Annotated in this window: 16 protein-coding genes; 6 read left to right on the top strand and 10 right to left on the bottom strand. The window is 45.0% G+C overall.

All coding sequences use genetic code 11. The annotated features are described in order from the left end of the window. Nucleotides 1-2 precede the first annotated feature (2 nt). The 4 genes from AB9N12_RS07155 to polA form a co-directional block, all read right to left on the bottom strand. Nucleotides 3-2,198, bottom strand: a complete 2,196-nt coding sequence (locus AB9N12_RS07155; RefSeq protein ID WP_369890948.1) for a DPP IV N-terminal domain-containing protein — start codon at nt 2,196-2,198, stop codon at nt 3-5. Nucleotides 2,199-2,285: 87 nt separating this feature from the next. Next, on the bottom strand, nt 2,286-3,599 hold the full coding sequence (locus tag AB9N12_RS07150) for a class I SAM-dependent RNA methyltransferase (protein WP_369890946.1): 1,314 nt from the start codon (nt 3,597-3,599) through the stop codon (nt 2,286-2,288). Between the two features lie 14 nt (nt 3,600-3,613). Then, the gene (gene epsC / locus AB9N12_RS07145) at nt 3,614-4,519 is read right to left on the bottom strand and encodes a serine O-acetyltransferase EpsC (RefSeq protein WP_369890944.1); all 906 of its coding nucleotides are present in this window, start codon (nt 4,517-4,519) and stop codon (nt 3,614-3,616) included. Nucleotides 4,520-5,268: 749 nt separating this feature from the next. Beyond that, nucleotides 5,269-8,115: a DNA polymerase I gene (gene polA / locus AB9N12_RS07140; protein ID WP_369890942.1), complete on the bottom strand. Its 2,847-nt coding sequence runs from the start codon at nt 8,113-8,115 to the stop codon at nt 5,269-5,271. 88 nt (nt 8,116-8,203) lie between these two features. Here polA and AB9N12_RS07135 point away from each other — a divergent pair, with 88 nt between their 5' ends. Continuing rightward, nucleotides 8,204-9,178 carry a polyprenyl synthetase family protein gene (locus AB9N12_RS07135; protein WP_369890940.1) on the top strand — a complete coding sequence of 325 codons (975 nt, stop codon included), beginning with the start codon at nt 8,204-8,206 and terminating at the stop codon, nt 9,176-9,178. Between the two features lie 130 nt (nt 9,179-9,308). On the opposite strand, the gene deoC is transcribed toward AB9N12_RS07135, so the two are convergent. The 6 genes from deoC to mnmG all read right to left on the bottom strand — a co-directional run bounded on the left by deoC (nt 9,309) and on the right by mnmG (nt 15,654). Then, entirely contained in the window at nt 9,309-10,211 is a 903-nt protein-coding gene (gene deoC, locus AB9N12_RS07130; RefSeq protein ID WP_369890938.1) for a deoxyribose-phosphate aldolase, read from the bottom strand. Next, nucleotides 10,198-10,536 carry a nucleotide pyrophosphohydrolase gene (locus tag AB9N12_RS07125; RefSeq protein WP_369890936.1) on the bottom strand — a complete coding sequence of 113 codons (339 nt, stop codon included), beginning with the start codon at nt 10,534-10,536 and terminating at the stop codon, nt 10,198-10,200. Before AB9N12_RS07125 ends, deoC begins: the two co-directional genes overlap by 14 nt. 21 nt (nt 10,537-10,557) lie before the next feature. Beyond that, a complete protein-coding gene (gene dtd, locus AB9N12_RS07120) occupies nt 10,558-11,010 on the bottom strand; it encodes a D-aminoacyl-tRNA deacylase (RefSeq protein ID WP_369890935.1) in 453 nt (150 codons plus the stop codon). A gap of 216 nt (nt 11,011-11,226) precedes the next feature. Further along, on the bottom strand, nt 11,227-13,068 hold the full coding sequence (uvrC, locus tag AB9N12_RS07115) for an excinuclease ABC subunit UvrC (protein ID WP_369890933.1): 1,842 nt from the start codon (nt 13,066-13,068) through the stop codon (nt 11,227-11,229). A 118-nt stretch (nt 13,069-13,186) separates the two neighbouring features. Beyond that, entirely contained in the window at nt 13,187-13,717 is a 531-nt protein-coding gene (locus AB9N12_RS07110) for an adenine phosphoribosyltransferase (protein ID WP_369890931.1), read from the bottom strand. Nucleotides 13,718-13,767: 50 nt separating this feature from the next. Further along, nucleotides 13,768-15,654 (bottom strand): tRNA uridine-5-carboxymethylaminomethyl(34) synthesis enzyme MnmG, encoded by a 1,887-nt coding sequence (mnmG, locus tag AB9N12_RS07105; protein WP_369890929.1) that lies wholly within the window; start codon nt 15,652-15,654, stop codon nt 13,768-13,770. A gap of 2,229 nt (nt 15,655-17,883) precedes the next feature. Here mnmG and AB9N12_RS07100 point away from each other — a divergent pair. The 5 genes from AB9N12_RS07100 (at nt 17,884) to AB9N12_RS07080 (ending at nt 23,744) form a co-directional block, all read left to right on the top strand. Next, complete coding sequence (locus tag AB9N12_RS07100) at nt 17,884-18,459, top strand: DUF3575 domain-containing protein (RefSeq protein WP_369890928.1); 576 nt, start codon at nt 17,884-17,886, stop codon at nt 18,457-18,459. A 13-nt stretch (nt 18,460-18,472) separates the two neighbouring features. Beyond that, nucleotides 18,473-19,957, top strand: coding sequence for a DUF3868 domain-containing protein (locus AB9N12_RS07095; protein WP_369890926.1), 1,485 nt, complete (start codon nt 18,473-18,475; stop codon nt 19,955-19,957). A 52-nt stretch (nt 19,958-20,009) separates the two neighbouring features. Continuing rightward, nucleotides 20,010-21,167 carry a hypothetical protein gene (locus tag AB9N12_RS07090; protein ID WP_369890924.1) on the top strand — a complete coding sequence of 386 codons (1,158 nt, stop codon included), beginning with the start codon at nt 20,010-20,012 and terminating at the stop codon, nt 21,165-21,167. A gap of 72 nt (nt 21,168-21,239) precedes the next feature. Then, nucleotides 21,240-22,139, top strand: a complete 900-nt coding sequence (locus AB9N12_RS07085) for a FimB/Mfa2 family fimbrial subunit (RefSeq protein ID WP_369890922.1) — start codon at nt 21,240-21,242, stop codon at nt 22,137-22,139. Nucleotides 22,140-22,151: 12 nt separating this feature from the next. Further along, entirely contained in the window at nt 22,152-23,744 is a 1,593-nt protein-coding gene (locus AB9N12_RS07080; RefSeq protein ID WP_369890920.1) for a fimbrial protein, read from the top strand. The last annotated feature ends 3 nt before the right edge of the window (nt 23,745-23,747 follow it).

Here is a 23,747-nt window from a genome sequence, read left to right as displayed (position 1 = left end):
TTTTATAAATTCTGTTCAAAGTACCGGGTGATTTTCTCGTGCAGATGTACACGGTCACGACCTATTACGTTGTGCTTGTGGCACGGGTAGATAAACAGATCGGGATAAGTGCGGGCATCTACACAGGCTTTCATGAACGACAGGGTGTGTTGTGGTACGCAGGTATCGTCATGGTCGTCGTGAATAATCAGCAGGTGTCCTTTCAGCTGACCGGCCAGATTCTTCAGGTTGCATTCTTTGTAGCCTTCCGGATTGCTTTGGGGTGTGTCCATATAGCGTTCGCCGTACATCACTTCATAATACCCCCAGTCGATTACCGGGCCTCCGGCAACGCCTACTTTGAATATCTCCGGGTAACGGAGCAGCAGGGCGGTAGTCATGTGACCTCCGAAGCTCCATCCGTGTACGCCGATGCGCTCGCTGTCTATGTAGGGGAGGGATTTCAGAAATTCAATGCCTTTTACCTGGTCTTTGCCTTCTTCGATGCCGAGGTGGCGGAAGGTGGCATTTTCAAATGTCAGTCCACGGTTGCTGCTACCGCGATTGTCGATGGTGAACATGATATAGCCTTTGCCTGCCATGTAAGTGTCCCATCCGCGTGCACCGTTCTGCCATCCTCCGGTGACACATTGTGCGTGAGGACCTCCATAGACGTATACGATGACGGGATATTTCTTTGCCGGGTCGAAGTCTGCCGGCTTCATCAGGCGGTAATGCAGGTCGGTGGTGTCGTCTGCCGCTTTGATTGTTCCGGTTTCGATGCTTGGCATCTGATAGCCTTCGTAAGGGTTTTCAGCAGTCAGCAGATTGGCTGTTTCTTTGAAGTTTTTAGTCTCTACCAGGTTGATGATGCGAGGTTGGTCTTTGGTGGAATAACGGTCGATAAGATAAGTCCCGGAAGCGTTAAGTATGCCGTTATGTTCGCTTTCTTTGCAGCTTTCGAACGGTTGGCTTATCTTTCCATTTCTTACGTTTACAGCGAAATGTCCGCTTCTCAAGCCTTCTACGGCTGTGAAGATAATCTCTTTACGTTTTGCATTGAATCCCAGAATTTCACTGACCAGCCAGTCGCCTTTGGTCAGTTGTTTCACTTTGTAAGATTGGCGATAGGTACCACCGATAGGAGTGGAGTGAGTCTCGGGATATACCTTAGTATGTGTGTCGAACAAATAGAGGTGGTTGTATCCGTCACGTTGGCTTTGGTAGATAAACTTGGAATCATCCCATGGCAGGAATATAATTGGATGCTGCGGCTCTACATATTTGGAATGAGTTTCTTCATATAATACATCGATTGGCTCGCCTGTCTCTGCGTTGTATTGGCAGAGTTTGGCGTGATTCTGGTCACGGTTCAACTCTATGAGATAGAGACTCTTTTCGTCCGGTGTCCAACTGATGTTCGTGAAATAACGGTCGGTGGGGTCGCCTGTATTCAGGTAGATGCTCTTGCCTGTTGCGGGGTTGTAGATGCCTACTTTTACCTGGTGGCTGGTCATCCCTGCCATCGGGTAACGGATATTGTTCACTTTTCCCACACGTGCGGTGATGTCTACGAGCGGGTATTGTGTGACCATGCTTTCATCCATGCGGTAGAAAGCGAGCAGACTGCCTTTCGGACTCCAGAAAGTTCCTTTGTTGATACCGAACTCATTGCGATGTACGGATTGCCCGCAAACGATACCTTCGGGTTCGTTGGTTACTGCTTGTTCGTTTACATACAAATTGTTGCCTATTGTGTAAGCTACGTTGCCATTGGCTGCACAATAATCCTCGTTATTAGCCTTTTCTCTTAATTTGAGGGTACTGACAATGCGGTTGTCCTTAAAGTCATATATGACAAACTTTCCTGCTATGGTGAATAGCATTTGAGGTTTGTCTGCCCACGGGAAGCGGATGGAGTATAGGTGTGACAATCTCCCTGCTTCGTTCTCAGCAAGTACTTTGTTGATTTGTTCACGGGTGATGACCATTGTCTCTTTCCCTGTTTGGGGGTGAATCGAATAGAGCGTATCCACACTCGGTTTCATACATTCATCACCCCACCATTGCAGTCCGTATAGGTTGTCTGCATAGCGGTAACTCTCGCCACCCGGAATCAACTCTTCCAGTGTCGGTTTTTTGGTTTCTTGTGCCATAACATTGAATCCGATTGGTAGTGCCAACAATAACAGAATGGCTCTTTTTCCAATTTTACTCATTGCTCTTTTCTTTATTATTAGTTTTTAAATCCTTCTATTTTTACTCTGCCCAAGGGAGTCTGCTTAATTTGAATGGCAGCACTCAACTCAATCCTCTTCCTTCTTCGGAATCCTCGGTTCCCGGTTCCCCCTAAATTCTCTTGGACCTCTCGAATCTCTTCCTCCGCGGAATTCTCCCCGTGGCTTTCTATCTCTGTCGCTGCCTTTGAAGTTACCACCTTCTCTGTGTGGCTTGAATTCACCCTCTTCCTGGCTCTTGAACTCTTTGTACTTTCCGTCAAAAATCTCATATTTGCGGAATTCACACTCCAACGGTCCATTGAACAAGGGAACCTTTTGGCTTGCCTTCAAGCCAATCTGGTCGAAACACTCTTCCCGATAAGAAAGCACCCATGCTTCGTTACCTACAAACGCATGTTTCAGACGTTCACCGATCATTTGGTAAAGTCCCAACAGGTCATTTGTCGAGATACGTTCACCGTATGGCGGGTTGGTAATGATGATTGATTTTTCTTTCGGCTGCTCGAACTGCTGGAACGGTTGCAGTTTCAGCACGATATCTTTCGATACACCGGCAGCTTTTATATTGTGAGTTGCAATCTCATTCGCTTTCGGATTGTTGTCATACCCATAAATCTTATGAGTAAACTCACGCTCCTGACTATCGTCATTATAAATCTCATCGAACATATCCGCATCGAAATCCATCCATTTTTCGAAAGCAAATCCTTTGCGGAATACTCCCGGAGCGATATTCTTAGCAATCAGGGTAGCTTCTATAGGGATGGTGCCCGAACCACACATCGGATCGATCAGATCACATTCTCCACGCCATCCGGTCATTAAAATCATGCCGGCAGCCAGTACCTCGTTCAACGGAGCTTCTACCGCTTCCTGGCGATAACCGCGGCGGTGAAGTGATTCTCCGGATGAATCCAAAGACAAGGTGCAGGTAGTCTGTGCAATATGAATGTTTAAAAGTACATCCGGATTGTTAATACGTACCGATGGACGCTCGCCCGTTTTCTCGCGGAAGTAGTCCACAATTGCATCTTTCACCTTATACGAAACGAATTTCGAATGGCGGAACTCATCGCTGAATACTACTGCATCGATAGCAAATGTCTTGTTCACATCGAGATATTCTTCCCATGGAATAGCCTGTATTTGATTGTAAACCTCGTCAGCATTTTGGGCCGTAAAGTGCTTGATGGGTTTCAGGATACGGATAGCGGTGCGTAGACAGAAATTTGCCTTGTACATCATACGTTTATCTCCTGTGAATGAAACCATACGACGTCCTATTTGAATGTCGTTGGCTCCTAATGCTGTCAGTTCTTCTGCAAGTGTCTCTTCCAGTCCCTGGAAAGTCTTGGCTATCATCTCGAATTGTTCGCTCATATAGATTTTTGATTTTATTTTTTGGCTTTAGTTTGTACGATTTTTGATCCTGCGGGAACGTTTTCCGTTACCCAGATATTACCACCTACGGTTGCATCACGCCCGATGGTGATTCTTCCCAGAATAGTGGCGTTGGAATAGACAATCACATTGTCTTCCAGGATCGGATGGCGGGGGATTCCCTTGATTGGTTTTCCGTCGGCATCCAGCGGGAAACTCTTGGCTCCCAGTGTGACACCTTGATATAATTTGACGTTGTTTCCGATGATACTCGTGGCACCGATTACCACACCCGTACCATGGTCGATGGTGAAGTGGGTGCCAATCTTTGCGGCCGGATGGATATCGATTCCCGTTTCGCTATGCGCCATCTCTGTGATGATACGGGGAATCAGAGGAACACCCAGCTCCAGCAATTCATGCGCGATGCGGTAATTGCTGATCGCTTTAATGGCCGGATAACAGAATATGACTTCTCCATAGCTTTCGGCAGCCGGGTCACCGTTGTAGGCGGCTTCCACATCCGTTGCCAGTATCTTCCTCATGGCGGGTAACTTACTGATGAATTTAGCGGCAAGGTGTGCAGCTTCTTCCCGTTTCGAGTCGGAGCAGGTATTGCATGTCCCCTCTATGGAAGCACTAAAACATAATCCGGACAGGATTTGCTCACAAAGTAAATCAAACAATTTTTCAATGTTTACACCGATGTGATAATTGATGGTCCGGCTGTTGATAGTAGAATTTCCATAATATCCGGGGAAAAGAATGGAGCGTGAAAGCTCAATGATTTCATGCAAAACTTTGGCAGAGGGCAGTGGTTCGCCATCTTTGTGTTGATGAAACAGTCCTTTATAAGATTCGCTTTCCGATAGCTCATCGACTGCCTGTGTCAAAATGTGGGTGAAGTTCAGTGGACTCATTAGGTCAGTTGCTCATATTTATATGGGGACAAAGGTATTAAAAAAATAATAAAATTCGTTGGGGTTCAGGATAAATAATGTATTTTCATCACATTCAAAACATGAGTTGTATAAGGGGACTGACGAATAAAGGGAGTGCTATGAGACTATTTTCTTATGATTTATGACGGATACGGAAGGAATGTATAAAGTAGTTATTGTTGACGATGGATGCACAGCAGTTGATGCTTTGCGTTGGAGATTGGAATCCTCTTATAATAAATACGCCACTTCTTCAACAGGAGCGGCGTATCTTTTTTGTTAGAATATTAGAATGAGAGAGAGTTTGTGTTACATATTTGTATTTAAGTATTTTGGACTATACTTTCATTTGTCTACTATATTGTTGATTTTTCGTTGCAAATCTACATATTAATTTGAACTTTATGCGTTTTGGAAAATAAAATATTGTCAAAATGTTAAATACTCAGGTGGAATATAACTTGCTTTTTGCCAAGATAGATGATAAAAAAATATCCGGCAGTCAATCTGTCGGATATAGAATGAATCACTTCGTCGGAAAAGGAATCTTTTTTCTAGCTTTCTGGATGTATAGTTAAATAATGTTGTTACTTATACTTGCTGCTATTTTGTAAACAGGGCTCCGGATAAGATGGAGGTTCCCTGTATAATCAGTGTCTAAGAGATGGCAATTCCTTATTTAGGTCTCTTTGATTCATTTTATGATTTAATGTGATTCACTTTATGATTTAATGTGCCTCAAGCCAGTTTTTGCCCCATCCGCAATCTGCTTTCAAAGGGACGTGCATGCGGTATGCTTTCTCCATTTCTTCGATGACGATTTCTTCTACACGCTCTTTTTCATTGACAGGAACGCTAAAATTTAATTCATCATGCACTTGTAGGATCATTTTGGCTTGTATTCCTTCGACCTGGAATCGTTGATAGATACGTGCCATCGCCACTTTTATAATATCTGCCGCACTTCCCTGGATAGGGGCATTGATGGCATTTCGCTCCGCATAGCCGCGTACAACGGCATTTCGGGAATTGATGTCTGGCAAGAAGCGCTTCCGGTGGAAAATTGTTTCTACATAGCCTTTTTCCTGAGCTACCTGAATGCTTTTATCCATATATGCTTTCACTCTCGGATAAGTCTCAAAGTAACCGTCGATCAGCTCTTTGGCTTCTTTGCGGTCTACATTCATCCGTTCGGCAAGACCGAATACAGATATACCGTAGATGATACCGAAGTTGGCGGTCTTGGCTTTACGGCGCATGTCGGAGTCTACCTCTTTTAGGTCGATTTTATAAATTTTGGCAGCAGTGGCAGCATGAATATCGTGATTACTAAGGAAAGCATCGATCATATTCTTATCCTCGCTAAGATGTGCCATGATGCGCAATTCGATCTGTGAATAGTCGGCAGAGAAGAAGAGACAGCCTTCATCGGGGATGAAAGCCTTGCGGATTTCCTTTCCATTTTCATCGCGGATAGGGATATTTTGTAAGTTCGGATTGCTTGAACTAAGGCGTCCCGTAGCGGTTACAGTCTGGTTGAAAGAGGTGTGTACCCTTCCTGTACGTGGATTGATAAGCTGGGGAAGTGCATCGATATACGTGCCTAGTAGCTTTTTCAGTCCGCGATGTTCCAGAATCTTTTCTACTACCGGGTGTTTGTGGCGGAGGCTTTCGAGCACTTCTTCCGAGGTGACGTACTGTCCTTTCTTGGTCTTTTTCGCCTTTTCTATAATTTTCAGTTTGTCAAACAGTACCTCCCCGACTTGCTTGGGTGAGGCGATGTTGAAAGTCTCACCAGCCAGTTCGTAAATCTCTTTTTCGATTTGTTCCATTTGGGCGGTGAAATGGGCGGACGACTGCTTCAAGGCTTCCGTATCCAGCAATACTCCGTTCCGTTCTATATGAACCAATACCGGAACTAGTGGCATTTCTATGTCATAGAACAAACGCTCTGCGTCATTCTCTTTCAGCTCTTTCTCCAATATGTTTTTCAGTTTCAGAGTCACGTCTGCGTCTTCGCAGGCATATAGATATACCTCTTTCGGGTCGAGGTTGCGCATGTTTTTTTGGTTTTTTCCTTTAGGACCTATCAGTTCTTCAATGTGGATGGTCTGGTAGTGTAGGTAAATTTCTGCAAGGTAATCCATGCCGTGACGAAGTTCCGGTTGAAGAACGTAATGAGCGATCATTGTATCAAAAAGCGGACCTTTTACTGTTGCGCCATAATTTTGGAGAACAATCATATCGTACTTGATATTTTGTCCGACTTTTAACGAATGTTCATTTTCGAAGACCGGGCGGAATTTATGTACGATTTTCAACGCTTCGTCTTGGTCTGATGGTACGGGAACATAAAAAGCTTCATTTTCTGCAATCGAAAAGCTCATCCCGACTAATTCGGCATCCATTGGTTCGGTTCCGGTGGTTTCTGTATCTAACGAGAGAATTTTCGATGTAAGTAACTTTTGAATAATTTTCTCTATTTTCTCTTCTGTATCAATGAGTTGGTAATCGTAATGGATCGATTCTAACGTCTGTAGCTTCGATTTTTTTGCTTCACTCGGTTCATCGGGCGTGAAATTCGCAAATAAATCGCCTTGCATTCCTTCTTCTTCGGGAAAAAGTGGAAGAGGAGAGGGGGTGCTTTTCCGAGTGCCAACTTTGTTTCCGGTGGCAGAGGTTATTTCGTTTTCGGGACTGTTTTTTTTGAGTATCCGGTCAATGAGCGTTCTGAATTCCAATTCCTCGAAAATGCTACGGAGTGAATTTTCATCTGCTTTTTCGCGGACAAGAGAATCCATTTCAAGTTGGATGGGGACATCAATTTTAATCGTGGCGAGAAATTTCGAAAACATAATCATTTCCCGGTTGGTTTCCACTTTTGTTTTCAATGCTCCTTTCAGTTGGTCGGTATGTTCTAATAAGTTCTCGATACTCCCGAATTCGGAGATCAGTTTTTGAGCAGTCTTTTCTCCTACTCCCGGACATCCGGGGATATTATCCGAGGAGTCGCCCATCAGTCCGAGCATATCGATCACCTGTAGCGGAGCTTGAATGCCAAATTTGGCTTTTACTTCCTCGACGCCCATCACTTCGAAGCCTCCTGTATGTTTGGGGCGATACATAAATACTTTGTCACTGACCAACTGTCCGTAATCTTTGTCGGGAGTCATCATATAGGTCGTGATGCCTTGGCGACCGGCTTCGGTGGCAAGTGTACCTATCACATCATCGGCTTCGTAGCCTGCGACTTCCAGGATAGGGATGCGGTAAGCACGTATAATCTCCTTTATAACAGGTACGGAAAGACGGATTGCCTCCGGAGTTTCTTCGCGCTGTGCTTTATATTGTTCAAAAGCTTCGTGGCGGAAGGTGGGACCTGCAGGGTCGAAGGCTACTCCTATATGAGTGGGATTCTCTTTTTTCAATACTTCTTCGAGGGTATTCACAAAACCCAGTATGGCTGAAGTATTGAATCCTTTGGAATTGATTCTCGGGTTCTTAATAAAGGCGTAATACGCCCGATATATCAATGCATAAGCATCTAAAAGAAATAATTTATTACCTGAATCCATAGATTTTATTAATTTTTCATGGTAAAAGTACAAAAAAATACGGTATTAAGCGTTTTATTATTACTTTTGTGCTCAAATTGTGTAATAAATGGACAGTATCTCACTTATCAGAACTCCGATTGAAGCGGAACTGGGCGACTTCAAAAAACTTTTTGATAGTTCTCTCTCCAGTTCAAATGCATTGCTCGATAGCGTCGTATCCCACATACGGCAGAGGAGTGGTAAGATGATGCGACCTATCCTTGTTTTGCTCGTGGCACGTCTTTATGGTGCTATATGTCCATCCACTCTTCATGCGGCTGTTTCTCTGGAACTCCTTCATACGGCCAGTCTGGTACATGATGACGTAGTGGATGAAAGCACTGAACGCCGTGGACAGCTCTCGGTAAATGCCATTTTTAATAATAAAGTAGCTGTGTTGACGGGTGACTATTTATTGGCAACCAGTCTCGTACATGCCGAATTGACAAACAGCCATCGCATTATCCAACTGGTGTCTACTCTTGGACAGGATCTTGCCGACGGTGAGCTGCTCCAGCTTTCAAACGTAAGCAATCGTACTTTTTCCGAGGACGTTTATTTTGATGTCATCCGCAAGAAAACTGCCGCTCTTTTTGCTGCATGCACAAAGGCTGCCGCTTTCTCGGTAGGTGTGGGCGAGGAGGAAGCTGAACTTGCCCGTTTGCTGGGTGAATATATTGGTATCTGTTTCCAGATAAAGGATGATATTTTCGATTACTTTGATAATAAGGAGCTTGGTAAACCTACGGGTAATGATATGCTTGAAGGCAAACTGACCTTACCTGCTTTGTATGTGCTGAACACGACACAAGACGATGAAGCACACGAAATTGCTATCAAGGTAAAGGAGGGTACGGCTACTCTTGATGAAATAGCCCGTTTGATTTTGTTTATTAAAGAAAACGGGGGAATTGAATATGCGGTTCAGACTATGAATGGATATAAGCAGAAAGCCTTCAACCTGCTGGCTTCTTTGCCGGATTCAGATGTTTGCGTAGCTCTCCGGTCTTATCTGGATTATGTGGTAGACCGGGAAAAATGATTCTTCCGGTACTTATTTGGATCTCCGGATTTTCTTTAGTTTTTTCATAAATAAAAAATACCGCGTCGGTTCTCGGAGTACGGGAATCGCGCGGTAAGGCGTATTTGATTGCTAATGTAGCCTTTAGCTTTTAGAAGAACTTGATTTCTTCCCCTTTAATGTCAGAAAGGAGGAGATTGGCTAAACGGCTGGTTCCCAATCGGAACAGTCGGTTATCCAGCCATTCTTCACCTAATAGCTCTTTTACAATTGTGTAGTAAATAATCGCATCATTCACTGTGCTGATGCCACCTGCCGGTTTGAATCCAATCTTGATTCCGGTCTTCTGGTGGTATTCTTTGATGGCCTCACACATCACATAAGCGGCTTCCGGAGTAGCGGCAGGCTGTTGCTTACCGGTGGAAGTCTTGATAAAGTCTGCACCCGAATACATGGATAGGATAGAGGCTTTCTTGATGTTGGAAGCACTCTTGAGTGCACCTGTTTCGAGGATCACTTTGAGGTGGCGTTCCTTGCAAACCTCCTTTAATTCCTGTATTTCTTCGCACATACCTTTGTAGTCTCCGTTTAGGAATTTACCGACGGAAATGACAATATCTATTTCATCTGCACCTTCTGCGATTGCCAATGCTGTTTCTGCCACTTTTACTTCAATGAAGGTTTGCGAAGAAGGGAATCCTCCTGATACACAAGCAATATTGATCCCGTCTACCTCCAATGTGTTTTTAACGATGGCAGCAAAATTGGGATATACACAGATGGCTGCAACATTTTTCAGATCAGGATATTCGTCGTCAAACTGATTGACTTTCTCGGTAAAGTGCATCACGCTTTCGTCGCTGTCCGTACTATTCAGGGTGGTCAGGTCGATGCAGTTGAACAGGAACTTCTTAACCTCTTCCGTGTTGTTCTCCGGTACTTTTTTCTCTATCAATTCAGCTACGCGAGCTTGAATATCTGCATCGCTCAGATTGGTATTGTACTTTGCCAATGCGGCATCGAATTTGTTGAGCTGTGAGTTATTCTCTTCCATGATCTTTCAGTTTTGGGTTGTTGATATGTCTTTTATTATCTCGTTTCGTTTTCTTCTCTATGCTTTTCCGGAAAGCAGTGGTGATGTCCACACCTGTCTGGTTGGCGATGCAGAGAAGCACCCATAAAACGTCTGCTATCTCTTCATCTATATTCTCTTTTTCTCCTTCTTTGAAGGACTGGTCGCCATATTTGCGTGCCATGACACGCGCCAGTTCTCCTACTTCTTCCGTCAGAACTGCCATGTTGGTCAACTCGCTGAAGTAACGGACGCCGTATGTTTTTATCCATTGGTCCACTTGTTTTTGTGCTTCTTCCAGAGTCATAATTGTTAATGGTTTGGGTTATTATTCTTTGTTTTTCGTATCCATACATATAGTGACAGGGCCGTCGTTTAGAAGTTCGACTTTCATGTCTGCTCCAAAGGTTCCTGTGCCTATTTCTTTTCCCAACGCACTGCTTAAATCTTTGCAGAATTGTTCGTAGAGTGGGATAGAAACATCCGGTTTGGCGGCTTTGATATAGGAAGGACGATTTCCCTTCTTGGTAGAAGCGTGTAACGTGAACTGGCTGATAACCAGGATCTCACCTCCATCTTCTAAAATAGATTTGTTCATTACGCCATTCTCATCATCGAAGATACGTAGATTTACAATCTTCTTGCAGAGCCAGTCGATATCTTCCTGCCCGTCTGCTTCTTCAATGCCGACTAATACCAGCATCCCTTTCCCGATGGAAGACTTGCAGTGTCCTTCAATGGTTACTGACGCATGGGTTACCCGTTGTATGACTATTCTCATTGTTCTTTATTCTATTTCATGATTAGGAAAGGCAAATTTACAAAATTCAGAAGAGAAAATGGTGTATTGATTGGAAAATATTATAAGGTTTTGTCGAAAACTTGATTGATTTATTATCTAGGCACGGATTTCACAGATTGTGCGTTTAGGGTAATTCAACTGTGAAATCCGTGCCTAAAAGTGATAAAAAGATAGCTGGTTCTACTCCGCCTTTTATTAATTTTCTGCCGATTCATCGCTCAATCCAGCTTTTACAGTCTTGGCTTTTGCTTCTCCGATGACAGCGGCAATTTCCTCAAAAGAGGCTTCTTTTATCCGTTTTACGCTCTTAAATTCTTTCAGAAGCGCTCTTTTTGTCTTTTCTCCAACCCCTTTGATATTGTCTAATGCCGATGCAACCTGCCGTTTGCTACGTTTATCACGATGGAAACTGATGGCAAAACGGTGCACCTCGTCCTGAATCTGTGTCAGTAAACGGAATAACGGACTTTGCTGTTGGATGCCGATGGTCTTCGGAGGAAATCCGAAAAGCAGTTCTGATGTGCGATGCCGATTATCCTTTGCCAGTCCGGCGATGGGGATTGTCAGATTCAATTCGTCTTCAATTACCTCTCTAACGACTTCCATTTGGCCTTTTCCGCCATCGGTGATAATCAGGTCGGGTAGGGGGGAATTCTCTTCAATAGCACGTTGGTAACGCCTTTTGACAACCTCTTTCATGGATGCATAGTCGTCAGGCCCTACAACCGTTTTTATATTGTATTTCCGATAATCTTTCTTAGATGGTTTGGCCTTTTTGAAAACAACACAAGCGGCCACAGCATCGGAACCCTGTATGTTTGAATTGTCAAAGCATTCAATTTGCAAAGGAGGTCTATCCAGATGTAGCTCTTGCTGTATTTCTTTCATTAACCGCATACTTCTTTGCTCCGGATTCAGCTTTTCCGCTTGTTTTAGGCGGTCGGCCTTGTATTGTTTTACGTTTAGAATCGAAAGATCCAGCAGTTTTTTCTTATCTCCTCGCTGTGGAACGGTGAATACGATGTTATTTAGCTCCAAATCAAGTTCAAAAGGCACTATGATCTCTCTGGATTGGCTCTTGTAACGTTCCCGCATTTCGATAATACCCAGTGTCAAAAGCTCCTCTTTTGATTCATTCAGCCTCTTTTTATATTCGAATGTAAATGCTTGATTGATGGCACCGTTTGTAATATGCAAATAGTTGATGAAAACGGAATTGGAGTCTCCCTCTTCGATGGAAAATACGTCAATATTATGTAATACAGCACTTACTACCTCCGATTTGGAGCGGTAGTTTTCTATTAGGAGATATTTTTCCTTGACTTTCTGTGCCTCTTCAAACTTCATCTCGTCGGCCAATGATTGCATCTTTTCCAGTAGCATACGGCTGATTTCTTGGGTATTCCCTTTCAGAATCTCCTTGATTTCATCAATGTTTTTAAGATAATCTTCCTGCGATTGCAGGCCGATGCACGGTCCCGCACAATTTTTTATATGATATTCCAGGCATACATTGAACTTGCCTGCCCGTATATTTTCCGGAGTTAGGTTCAGACTACAGGTACGCAAAGGATATAAGTGCTTTATCAGATCCAGTACTGCATACATCGACGGAATGTGGCTATACGGTCCATAATAGGAAGAACCGTTCCTGATAATCTTCCTTGTTTTGAAGACTCTGGGAAAATACTCGTTTTGTACACAAATGGAAGGATAGGTCTTGTCGTCCTTTAATAGAACGTTGTAGCGCGGCTTATATTTCTTTATCAGATTATTCTCCAGCAATAACGCATCTTCTTCCGTGTTGACTACAATGTAACGAATATCGGCGATTTTGCTCACCAGCACCCGTGTCTTTCCCGGTTCATGCTCTTTGCTGAAGTAGGAGTAGACTCTTTTCTTTAGATTTTTAGCCTTTCCAACGTATATAATGGTCCCTTCCGCGTTCAGGTATTGGTAAATACCGGGCTTTTCGGGGAGGTTGGCTACAATCCCTTTTAAATATTCATTGACGTTGCTGTTCGTTTCTGTATTCATAATCGTTAGGACCGGGAGATGTCTAAAATAAAAAGAGGGTGCCAAAACTCCTCTTGAGAGCTATGACACATCCTCCTGCAAATATAATCAAATCCTTTATAAAGACAATGACAGACAATTATAAAGACAATACGGATTCGACTTCTACATCATCTCCAAATACAGACTTTCCATTCAGGTCCTTCAGTTCGATGATGAAGTTTACATATACTTTCTTGGGTCGCAATTTCCCTACCAGTTCGCATGCTGCTTTCATCGTTCCGCCCGTTGCCAGTAAGTCATCGTGTAGCAGAACTACGTCGTTTTCATCCAACGCATCTTTATGAATTTGTATGGTGTCTTTCCCGTATTCTTTGTCATAGCTCTCCTCAAGTGTCTCAGCGGGAAGTTTGCCCGGCTTGCGGATAGGAATGAAACCGGCATTCAGTCGGGTAGCCAGGATAGGTCCCATGATAAAACCTCTTGATTCTATACCTACTACTTTGGTGATGCCTTTATCCTTGTACATTTCATACATGATGTTTGATAATTCCTGCAGGCACCACGGGTCTTTGAATAGAGTGGTGACATCGTAGAACAGAATTCCGGGAATGGGGAAATCCGGTATTTTCCGGATACTTTTAATTAGCGTTTCTTTGCTCATAATCATTGATTTATATCGTTTCTTTAAATGTATTGTTTCACGTGAAACGTTGCCGATTATCGCCCGGAAAGTACCAGTAGTACGTTGATATCGCTTGGCGATACTCCCGGGATTCTGCTCGCTTGAGCAATTGTTTCCGGATCTATCTTTATTAGTTTTTGTCGGGCTTCTGTCGATAACGACTGGATGGAAGCATAATCAAATTTACCTTTGATTCTGATGCTTTCAAGTCTTGCCAGTTTTTCTGCTATCATTCGTTCTCTATCGATATATCCTTGATATTTGATTAGAATTTCGGCAGCTTCCAGAATCTCCTCTTTACGGTCCTGGTTGGAATCGGTAGCTTTATCCAGTTCGCGTTGAAATGCCGGAACATATTTCGAGATATTTTCAATCGTCACTTGTGGGCGGTTCAGAATTTCTATCAGTTTGCATCCTTGACGTAGGGGGGTAGTCCCTATCTTTTCGAGTGCATCATTAATTAATGCCGGTTTCATCGAATAATCATGGGTGAAAGAAATGATCTGTTCCACCGCTTCTTTCTTGCTTTTCATTAATTGATATCGGTTCTCCTTAGCCAGTCCGAGTTTATAAGCACGTTCAGTCAGGCGCATATCGGCATCGTCCATCCGGAGCAATATACGATACTCTGCACGTGAAGTAAACATCCGATAAGGCTCATCGACACCTTTGGTTACCAAATCGTCGATTAATACGCCAATATATGCTTCATCGCGTGCCAGTGTGAAGGATTTACCTCCGTGACAATTGATGTGCGCATTGATTCCGGCTATCAATCCTTGTCCGCCTGCTTCTTCGTATCCGGTAGTACCATTTACCTGTCCGGCAAAGAATAAGTTGCCGATAATTTTCGATTCCAGCGTATGCTTTAGCTGCGTCGGATCGAAATAATCATATTCAATTGCATATCCCGGGCGATAGATCACCAAATCTTTGAAAGCGGGAATTTTCTTTAAAGCGTCAATTTGTATGTTCATCGGAAGTGAAGAGGAAAATCCGTTGAGATATAATTCCTGCGTTGTTTCACCTTCCGGTTCGAGGAACAATTGATGCTGGGCCTTGTCAGGGAAGGTCACAATCTTTGTTTCGATGCTCGGGCAATAACGTGGACCGATGCTTTGAATTTGCCCGTTGAATAGGGGGGAATCCGGCAATCCGTCACGTAGAATCTGGTGTACCTCTTCGTTCGTATAGCAAGTCCAGCATTGCAGTTGCTTCAAGTGGCGCACACTTGTGTTCATGAAGGAGAACTTATGGAAGTCACATTCTCCGTCCTGCGTTTCCATCTGGTCGAAATGAACGCTGCGCGCATCGATTCGTACCGGGGTTCCGGTTTTCATTCTTCCGTAAGTGATGCCATGGCGAGCGATGGATTCGGTTAATTTGTAAGAAGCCGGTTCTGCCATTCTTCCTCCCGGCAACTGGTATCGTCCTACGTGCATCAATCCGTTAAGGAAAGTTCCTGCGGTGAGGACAACACATTTTGCCCTGAAAGTAACCCCCCACACGGTAACCAGTCCGGTCACTATACCGTTTTCAACGAGAAGTTCGCATACCGTATCTTGCCAGATATGAAGATTGGGCGTATTCTCCAATTTTTCCCGCCAGGACCAGATAAACTTGGCGCGGTCGCATTGGGCACGGGGGCTCCACATGGCGGGACCTTTCGAACGGTTCAGTATTCGAAACTGGATGGCTGTTTCGTCCGTCACCAATCCCATCTGTCCGCCCAGTGCATCTATTTCGCGTACTATTTGTCCTTTCGCAATTCCGCCTACGGCAGGGTTGCAACTCATTTGTCCAATCTTGTTCATATCCATCGTGATGAGGCAAGTCTTGGAACCTAAATTTGCAGCAGCGGCCGCTGCTTCGCAACCAGCATGTCCGGCACCAATTACAATTACATCGTACTTAAAATCCATTCCTGTCTTATTTATTATCAAACGGTGCAAAGTTACGGAAAAGTTGCGAGAAATATATCTCCATGCTCTTTTTGCTTCTGAAAATCCGAGGAGCTGTCCGACTTCTTTGAAAAATCGTCGTAATTTCGGTTCGAAAATGTGCAGGCTGTTCGGCGTTTGTGGACTTTATTGAATCTATATGTCTCTGTTCTCTTTTAAAATGCATGTTTTTGTTTTAAAATAGGGGGATTATACTTGCTTTTTGTTAGTTGAAAATCGACCGGAGTACGAATGAAACTAGAACGATAAGTGTTAAATTTGTCTTTTGTCTTGACATAAATCAAAAAAGCAGGTTGAAATTTGATTTTTTCGATCATAGCCCTTGTCTTTTTTTTGAAACAGCTATAACTTTGCAGCGTAATAATGAAACTACTAAGATTTTTAGGTATTAGAAAAAAGGTAATATACGAAAGGTATTAGTTTATAAAATTAAGGTATTAGATTTTAAGATTAGTTTTTAAGAAAAAGATTGTTTTGATTAGGTATTAGTAGAAAGTAGTTTTCAGGTAACGAGTAAATGAAAGATGAAAAAAAGAATCCCATTAAGGGGATTCTTTAAAGGTGGAGCGGAATGATTCGCTCTTTTTTTGTGCCTTTTTGCAGAGAATGCGATTTGTTTCAAGATGTTTCAATAGCTTGAAACACTTTGTTCCAAGGCGCTGAACACTTTGTTCCAACACGGTGGAACACTTTGTTTCAAAGCGCTGAACACTTTGTTTCAACACGGTGGAACACTTTGTTCAAGACACAAAATGTTTTAAATGACTGTTTACTATAGGAAAATAGGCGGTGATAGGTGATAGATGAGGTGATAGGTTAGTGACAACCTATCACCGCTCTGTAAATACGATGAATAAGGAGTTTCAGGAAGACGGTGATAGGTTGAAAGAGGATTTTCGTTTTTTTGTATGAGAGAGACGTGTACTCATTGACTGAATTCTCTGACATTTGCTTGCGGATGTCAGATCATTTTGCGAATTCGTCAACGAGACACCTAAATCAGTATGGAGTGGGAGCAGGGGGGGTAGCAAGCGTTGCTTCAGTGTTAGCAGCATCCCCTTTGTTCGGGTTTAGCCATCAGGAAGAGTGCGTGAATAATACCAGGGCAAATCCAATTATCAGTTGAAATAGATAAGTTCATTGCGATCTGTTATTTGTGTTGAGAATTTAAGGTTTTTAATTCCGACATTAATATAGATCTAATCATATTCTTATTAAATTTTCATACTATAATCTGCCTTCAGCTTTTTTTTCAGACTTGCCGGTAGACCTATCTATTGTGAGGTGAAATGTAGGCTCTGTTTGGTTATAACAGAGGCTCTGTTACCATGAAATGCAGGCTTTGTTTTGCTATAATAGAGCCTCTGTTGGAAATAAGTATAGAAGGAGCCGGAGTTATACACATTAGCTTTCAGGAGTGCTTTCAGGCTCAAACGCCGATGAACAGGGACTTTGGTGAAGAACTGAAGGCTGAAGGCGGTTTTTCTTTTTAATAGTTAGTGGGAGATTTGACTGTAATTAGTAGGAGGATTCGGATTGCTTCAGTACCGGATCGAACAATTCATATACATATTATTGGATGCCTTACCATCTCCAATTTTTCAGATTAAGACAGAATTTATCACCACTAATTTTCTACTGAACTGATAAATGTTTACAGTCAGAAAGCCTGCAACATAACAAGTCTCCCTTTCTATGCAAAAACATGAGACTACGAAATAAGAGAAAATGCTGAGTAAACCAAATTCTTTGTTTATGTAATATATTGATTTATAGAAAAGTAAGTGCTGTTTATTTCTCATAGAAAGAGAAATGACAAGAACGGAATATCTGTTGAGTAGAAACTTCGTTCTCTCTGTAAGAGATATATATTATTTGCGAAATTACAAAAAATATTGGAAATAAGGCGTAAAAATAGGCTATTTTTTATAATTATTTTCGACTTTATTCGAAGTTATGCATCAAATGTTGAACAAATTCCTACTTCGGATAATCTATTCTACTACTGTTTATTAGCTAATTATGACTTGATTTTTCCTGATATATATCTCTTACAGAGAGAAGTATAAAATCGGGAGAGTGTGAAGTATCTCCCGAAGCGTAAAAAACGACAGGACGATAAATCCCCTTTATACATAATGGTATCGTTGGCTTTGCCGGTTTTAATGAGATAACAAGAAAGAAGAAGATATGAAAAGAATCATCCTCGGTGTTTTCCTTGCCGTTTGCTGGTGTGCAGGCACCGCCAACGCGCAGGATATCGCAGCAAAGACCAATCTGTTATATTGGTCAAGTACCACGCCTAACTTGAGTCTTGAATTCGGGTTGGGCAAACACACGACCCTCGATCTCACGGGAGCCTACAACCCATGGACGCTGAACAAGGACAGTAACAAGAAAATCAAGCACTGGCTGGTCATGCCGGAATTTCGCTACTGGCTCTGCGAACGCTATAACGGCCACTTTTTCGGTCTGCATAGCGGCTATGCTTTCTACAATATCAGTGGCGTGAGAGTCCTGTTCCAGGACAAATCCACGAAAGAACATCGTTATCAAGGCTGGGCTACGGGTGTCGGACTTTCGTACGGGTATTCGTGGATTTTAGGCGAACGCTGGAGCCTCGAGGCGACCCTCGGGTTGGGTTATATCTACACGAATTACGATAAGTACGAGTGCGCCACTTGCGGTAAGTTCAAGGGTAATAACGACAAGCACTACTTCGGACCGACCAAGGCGGGAGTATCTCTGATATACATTATTAAATAACAACGGAAAGACAATGAAACGCATATATACCATATTATTACTGATATTGGCTTGTAGCCCCATAGCGTTACATGCCGAAAACCAACCAAGTTACCTCTCTTCGATCGGAATTCGTCAAGGAGGTGTCGTCAAGCAGGGTCGCAAGGTAGAGCTGACGATGAACGTCGATTTGAGCAATGCGAACATCCGCACGCAACATACCGTGGCGCTGACACCCGTACTTGTCTCCGCGAACGGTGACCGTGAGGTAGCCTTTCCCCCGATAGTGATCGACGGGAAAACCCGCAACAAAGTTTACCTGCGTGCCCGACGTCTCGAAAGCGTGGAGCTTCCCCCTTATCATGATGATGCGGCACGGGTAATCATTCGCCGCCGCAACGGCAAACAGCAGGATTACGACTACACCGCATCGGTGCCCTACGAGCGTTGGATGCTCGACGGGCGGGTCGAAATCCGTGAGGAGGTACATGGCTGCACGAACTGCGGCGAGGGTAAATCCGAACGGGACTTGTGGACCGGTGTGCTGCCTGCCTATGTCCCCGACTACAAGATCGACACTATTGCCCCGGAACCCGAACCTGTGAAAGTGCGTGCCGAAACCCGTACCGCGCGTTTACAGTTCCGGCAGGACAGCTACAAGATTCTGCCCGATTTCAAGAATAACCGTGCCGAACTGGACACGGTATCGAATTCGATTGAACTGGTAAAGAAAAACTCCGATGTCAAGATTATCGGTATTTACATTACCGGGTACGCCTCTCCCGAGGGTAGCGAGGCACATAACATGACGTTGTCGGAGAACCGCGCCAAAGCACTGGCGGACTATATCCGTCGTCACGACGCCATCGCGGCAGACATACTGCATGTGGACTGGAAGGGCGAGGACTGGGAAGGGTTCATCCATATACTCGGTGATTGCCCGGAACTGCCGAAACGTGACGAGGTGTACGAACTCATCGAGCGCTACCCGAACCGGCGGGATTTCTGCGAGCAGCAATTTCGGAAGCTCGCCCCGTCAACCATCTATCATCAATTGCTCACCGAAATATATCCCGTGCTACGTCGCAATGAGTATCGCGTGGAGTATAACGTGCGCAACTTCAACCTCGAAGAGGCTCGCCGCATGGTCGACGAGCGTCCCGACCTGTTGAGCCTGACTGAGATGTACAAGGTGGCCTCCTCTTACGGCAAAGGTACACCCGAATATGATAAGGTGATGGGGGTGGCTATGCGCTGCTTCCCTTCTTCACCTGCCGCGTTGAACGAGAATGCCGTAAACGCCATCTTCCACCAAAAGTACACCGTGGCGATTGAGTTGCTCGAAAAGGCGGAAGTTACTGCACGAACAGCGGTACTGCTCAATACCTTGGGCGTGGCATACGCCGAAGCCGGAGAATATGGCAAGGCGGAGGAAACGTTCCGGAAGGCTTCGGAGGCTGGGTCCGAAACTGCCCGTCATAACCTCGAAGCGGTGCGTCGGGTCATTGACCAACTATAAACCATACAAATAGAGCTAATAAATACATTTTTTCACTTAAACAAAAAGTCTTATGAACATTAAAAGTTTTCTTTTGACGGCTTTTGCAGCCTCAATGACGCTTGTCGCTTGTGACAAAAGCGAGAATCTGGACAATCCGAATTCGGACAAGATGCCCAAAAGCGTGACGATCAAGTTGCCTAATATCCAAAAGACCCCGAGCGTACGTTCCACGGGTGACGCGATGGCTAACAACTCACAAGTAGAGCTGAAAAATTTCAAGGTATTCTTCGTGGATGCTAACGGCAATGTACAGACGGTTCCCAAATATGAAGGTAGCGAGCAGCAGACTTATTTCAGCAGTGACGCTACCGACGGTTCATGGTCAGCAATAGGGGAACAAGGGAAGGACATTACCTACCACTTTCTCCCTGCCGCAACTTCTAAAGTAGTTGTAGTGGGTAACATCGGTAATGTGGAATACTCTACTCTTGCAGCCAAAACTGAAGCTGTACCGAATGATACCGAAGCCGGACATCCTACCTACTCTCTGTACGGTGATAGTGAACTTACAGAGAAAACTACTGAACCGAAGCAAGATGTTGCCAATCATGAGAATGTTTATACGGCAACCGTAACACTGGAACCGCGTGTATCTCGTTTCGAAATCTACGGATTCGAGTATCAGCAGGCAACAGCTCCTGCCACGAACAAGTACACTTCTGTTGCATTGGAGAAGATTGCGTTGAACCACTATTACACGCAATATGATTTCGTGACTAAGACTCCTGAGGAGGACGGTAAGGTTTGGGATAATCCTACGAAAGAAACTGCATGGACATGGATCGAAAATCGTACTGATTGGTGTGATGCCCTCAATTTGTCACTAGAGCCCGGAGATAAGAAGTTCGTGGACGGTACGACCATTACCGATCCTAATGAGGATGGAGAAGAGGCTACCGGAATTATCACTTACGGTTTGGCGCACGTAGAGAGCAGTACTAACAACCCCGAGTTGCTGCTGGCATTGCGTGGCAATACCGCAGACAATGCTTCTACACCTCTTTACCTGCACGGTAAATTTACGAGCAAAGATCCTTTTGTGTCGGGCAAGATTTACCGGGTATTCTTTACGTTCGATGATGAAAATCTTTCGCAGCCCGAGCGTTGCGTGGAACTGAACGTGAAGGTTGCAAACTGGACGGTCGTTCCCGTTACTCCCGAATTTTAATTAATAACCCAATCTGTTGTGTGACGAGACCTTCGCCACACAACAGACTTTAATCCTATCAATCACGTTTATATGAAATTGACGAATATTGTTTTCTGCCTGACGTTGCTCGCGGGAGTCGCCACTTCCTGCATCCGTGAGGATCTGGACGACTGTTTGAGCACCAACCGGTTGCTGCTCAGCTACAAGGGTGACGGTACTACGGAGATATTCCCCGACAAGATCTGCCGGGTGGAGATGTTCGTTTTCGATGCAGAGAATCGATGCGTCAATTCGAGTATCTTACCCAAGGAACAAGTTGAGAGCCGCACGGCTACGCTTCCCCCGCTGACTCCCGGTGATTACCGGATTATCTGTCTGGGGAACACCCATGACACGAAGGTCGAGGGTCTCGCTACGGGCGATTACGACCGGATGCTCTTCGCCGCCGGTGATTATTTCGACCGGAAGCAGGTCAGCGGCAATGATTCGCTCTATTATGCTACCACCTCTTACACCGTGCTGCCATACAATGGTCGTGAAGAGGACGACCAGACTCAAATTATAGAGTTCGCCAGCTCTCACTACGACCTGCTGGTGGAAGTGGCCGGAGTTCCCGCCACGGGAAACCGCGCAGGCATGATGCCTGTGCTGGAAATATGCGGAGTCTCGCCCTGCACCGATTTCGAAAACCGTGCCTACGGAGAGGCGACCGATTATTTGCTTGAAACCGAATACAAGGCCGGATTGCTAACGGCCCGTACCAATATAATGCGGCATAAGGACCACGAGAACGTGAATGTCTACCTGCGTTCCGCTCCCGGTGGTGAGTTGCTGGCGGAAGTCAACCTCGCGAAGTTCCTTGCCGACAATCCCGTCATAGACTGTTCCAAACACGAGGTGCTCATCCCGATACGCATCGAATTCAAGTCGGGAGAGATCACGGTAAGCGTACCCGAATGGTACATCGAACATGTGAAACCCGAATTTTAAGACCGAAAGAATATGCGGAATATAAGAAAGATACTTTACATGGCTGTCGCGGTGGTATGCTGCGGCTCGCTGCTGTTCGGGTGTGCTAAGGATGACGTCGCTACACTCGGTGAGCGACACGATGTAGCGGTGCGGCTGAGCGTGGGGACACGTGCTGTCAGCGAAGCCGACGGTGCACCGACCGATGTCGAGAAAGCGATCCATACGCTTCGCGTGTATGCTTTTGTCAACGGAAAGGCGGCAGGACATTATTTCACCGATAATGTGGCGGCGGTTCCGCACACGTTCTTCATGGACCTCGTTTTCTACTCGGACGGTGAGCAGACGGTGGATTTCTACACCGTTGCCAACGAGGCGGCGATGTCGGCATCGGGTTCGGGTGCTCCCGCAGTGTTGTCAGCGAACACGACGGAGGAACAGCTGAAAAACTTCTGGTTCTCCAATCTGTTAAGGACCGATCTGGAAGCGAAAGGTCTGCCGATGTTCTGTGATAAGACTTCGGTAACGCTCGACTTCACAAAGGTGAAACAGGAATCCCCGACCGCCTCCGGACACGAAGGGCATGCATGGCTCGACTATGCGGACATTGTATTCGAGCTAAAACGGCCCGTAGCTAAAATCGGTGTGTTCGCAGCCAAGCCTGCCGGCGAAACCGGTATGCTGCGCGTAACGGGACTCACCATGCAGGGTGCACGGGCACGCAACTACCTGATGACACCGACGCAGACCATGTTGGAGGGGATCATAAACTTCACAGACGACATTCCCATTGCCGTTATCGGGGGGGATGTGACGCGTGAACTGGCGGAAGGTATCACCGCAGATGAGAGAAGGAATCCCGCCAACTACACACCCGTGATGGCCGAACCGTTCTATCCCTTCGAAAATCCGTGGGGCAACGGCGGCAGTTGGAACATGCCGGGTGTCGGTAAGGAGTATGTCCTTAAAATCGACTATGTCTTCGACGGGGAGGCACGTACCGGTTATGTCTACATGCCGAAGATTGAGAGGAACCATTATTATGCGGTCTGTTGCCTGATGCACAACGATGGCAGGATAACGGTCGAGTACAGCGTCGCCGATTGGAATGAAACTCCCGAATACGTAATCGAGTTCAACTATCCGGATTACACGAACCCGATACAGCCGGGGAGTGTCGCCGTTACACCGGGAAGCGGAGGACAATATTCCCAACCGACAGTATGGTACAATACGGACGGGAGTTCCGACGAGGGAAGCTACACGTTCCGGTTCGAGATCAAAGGCCCGACCGGGCAGGAATGGACTCCTACGCTGGTAGGGCAATTGGGTACGCCTGATAACTTCGAGGTGAAGGTATATCAGTTCCAGTCCGACGGGACGAAAAAATACATCGAAAAACCCGTAGCTTCCTCCGACCCGTATTATATCACGGTGAAGGCTTTGAAAAGTGATAACGTGAACAAAGAAGTGGGGCTGGGCATAGCCTACACGCGAGAGTGGAGTTCCGCCGGCAGTGCCTTGCTGCTTATCAACGGTTTGTCCGACAAGCTGAAATGGAGTGGTAGTACCCTTCCCGAGGTTATTGTAATCAAACAGACGGATGTATCCACCATAAATGACTGATGA

This window comes from Bacteroides sp. AN502(2024) (assembly GCF_041227145.1).
Classification (GTDB): domain Bacteria; phylum Bacteroidota; class Bacteroidia; order Bacteroidales; family Bacteroidaceae; genus Bacteroides.
This window is presented reverse-complemented; position numbering and strand designations above follow the sequence as displayed.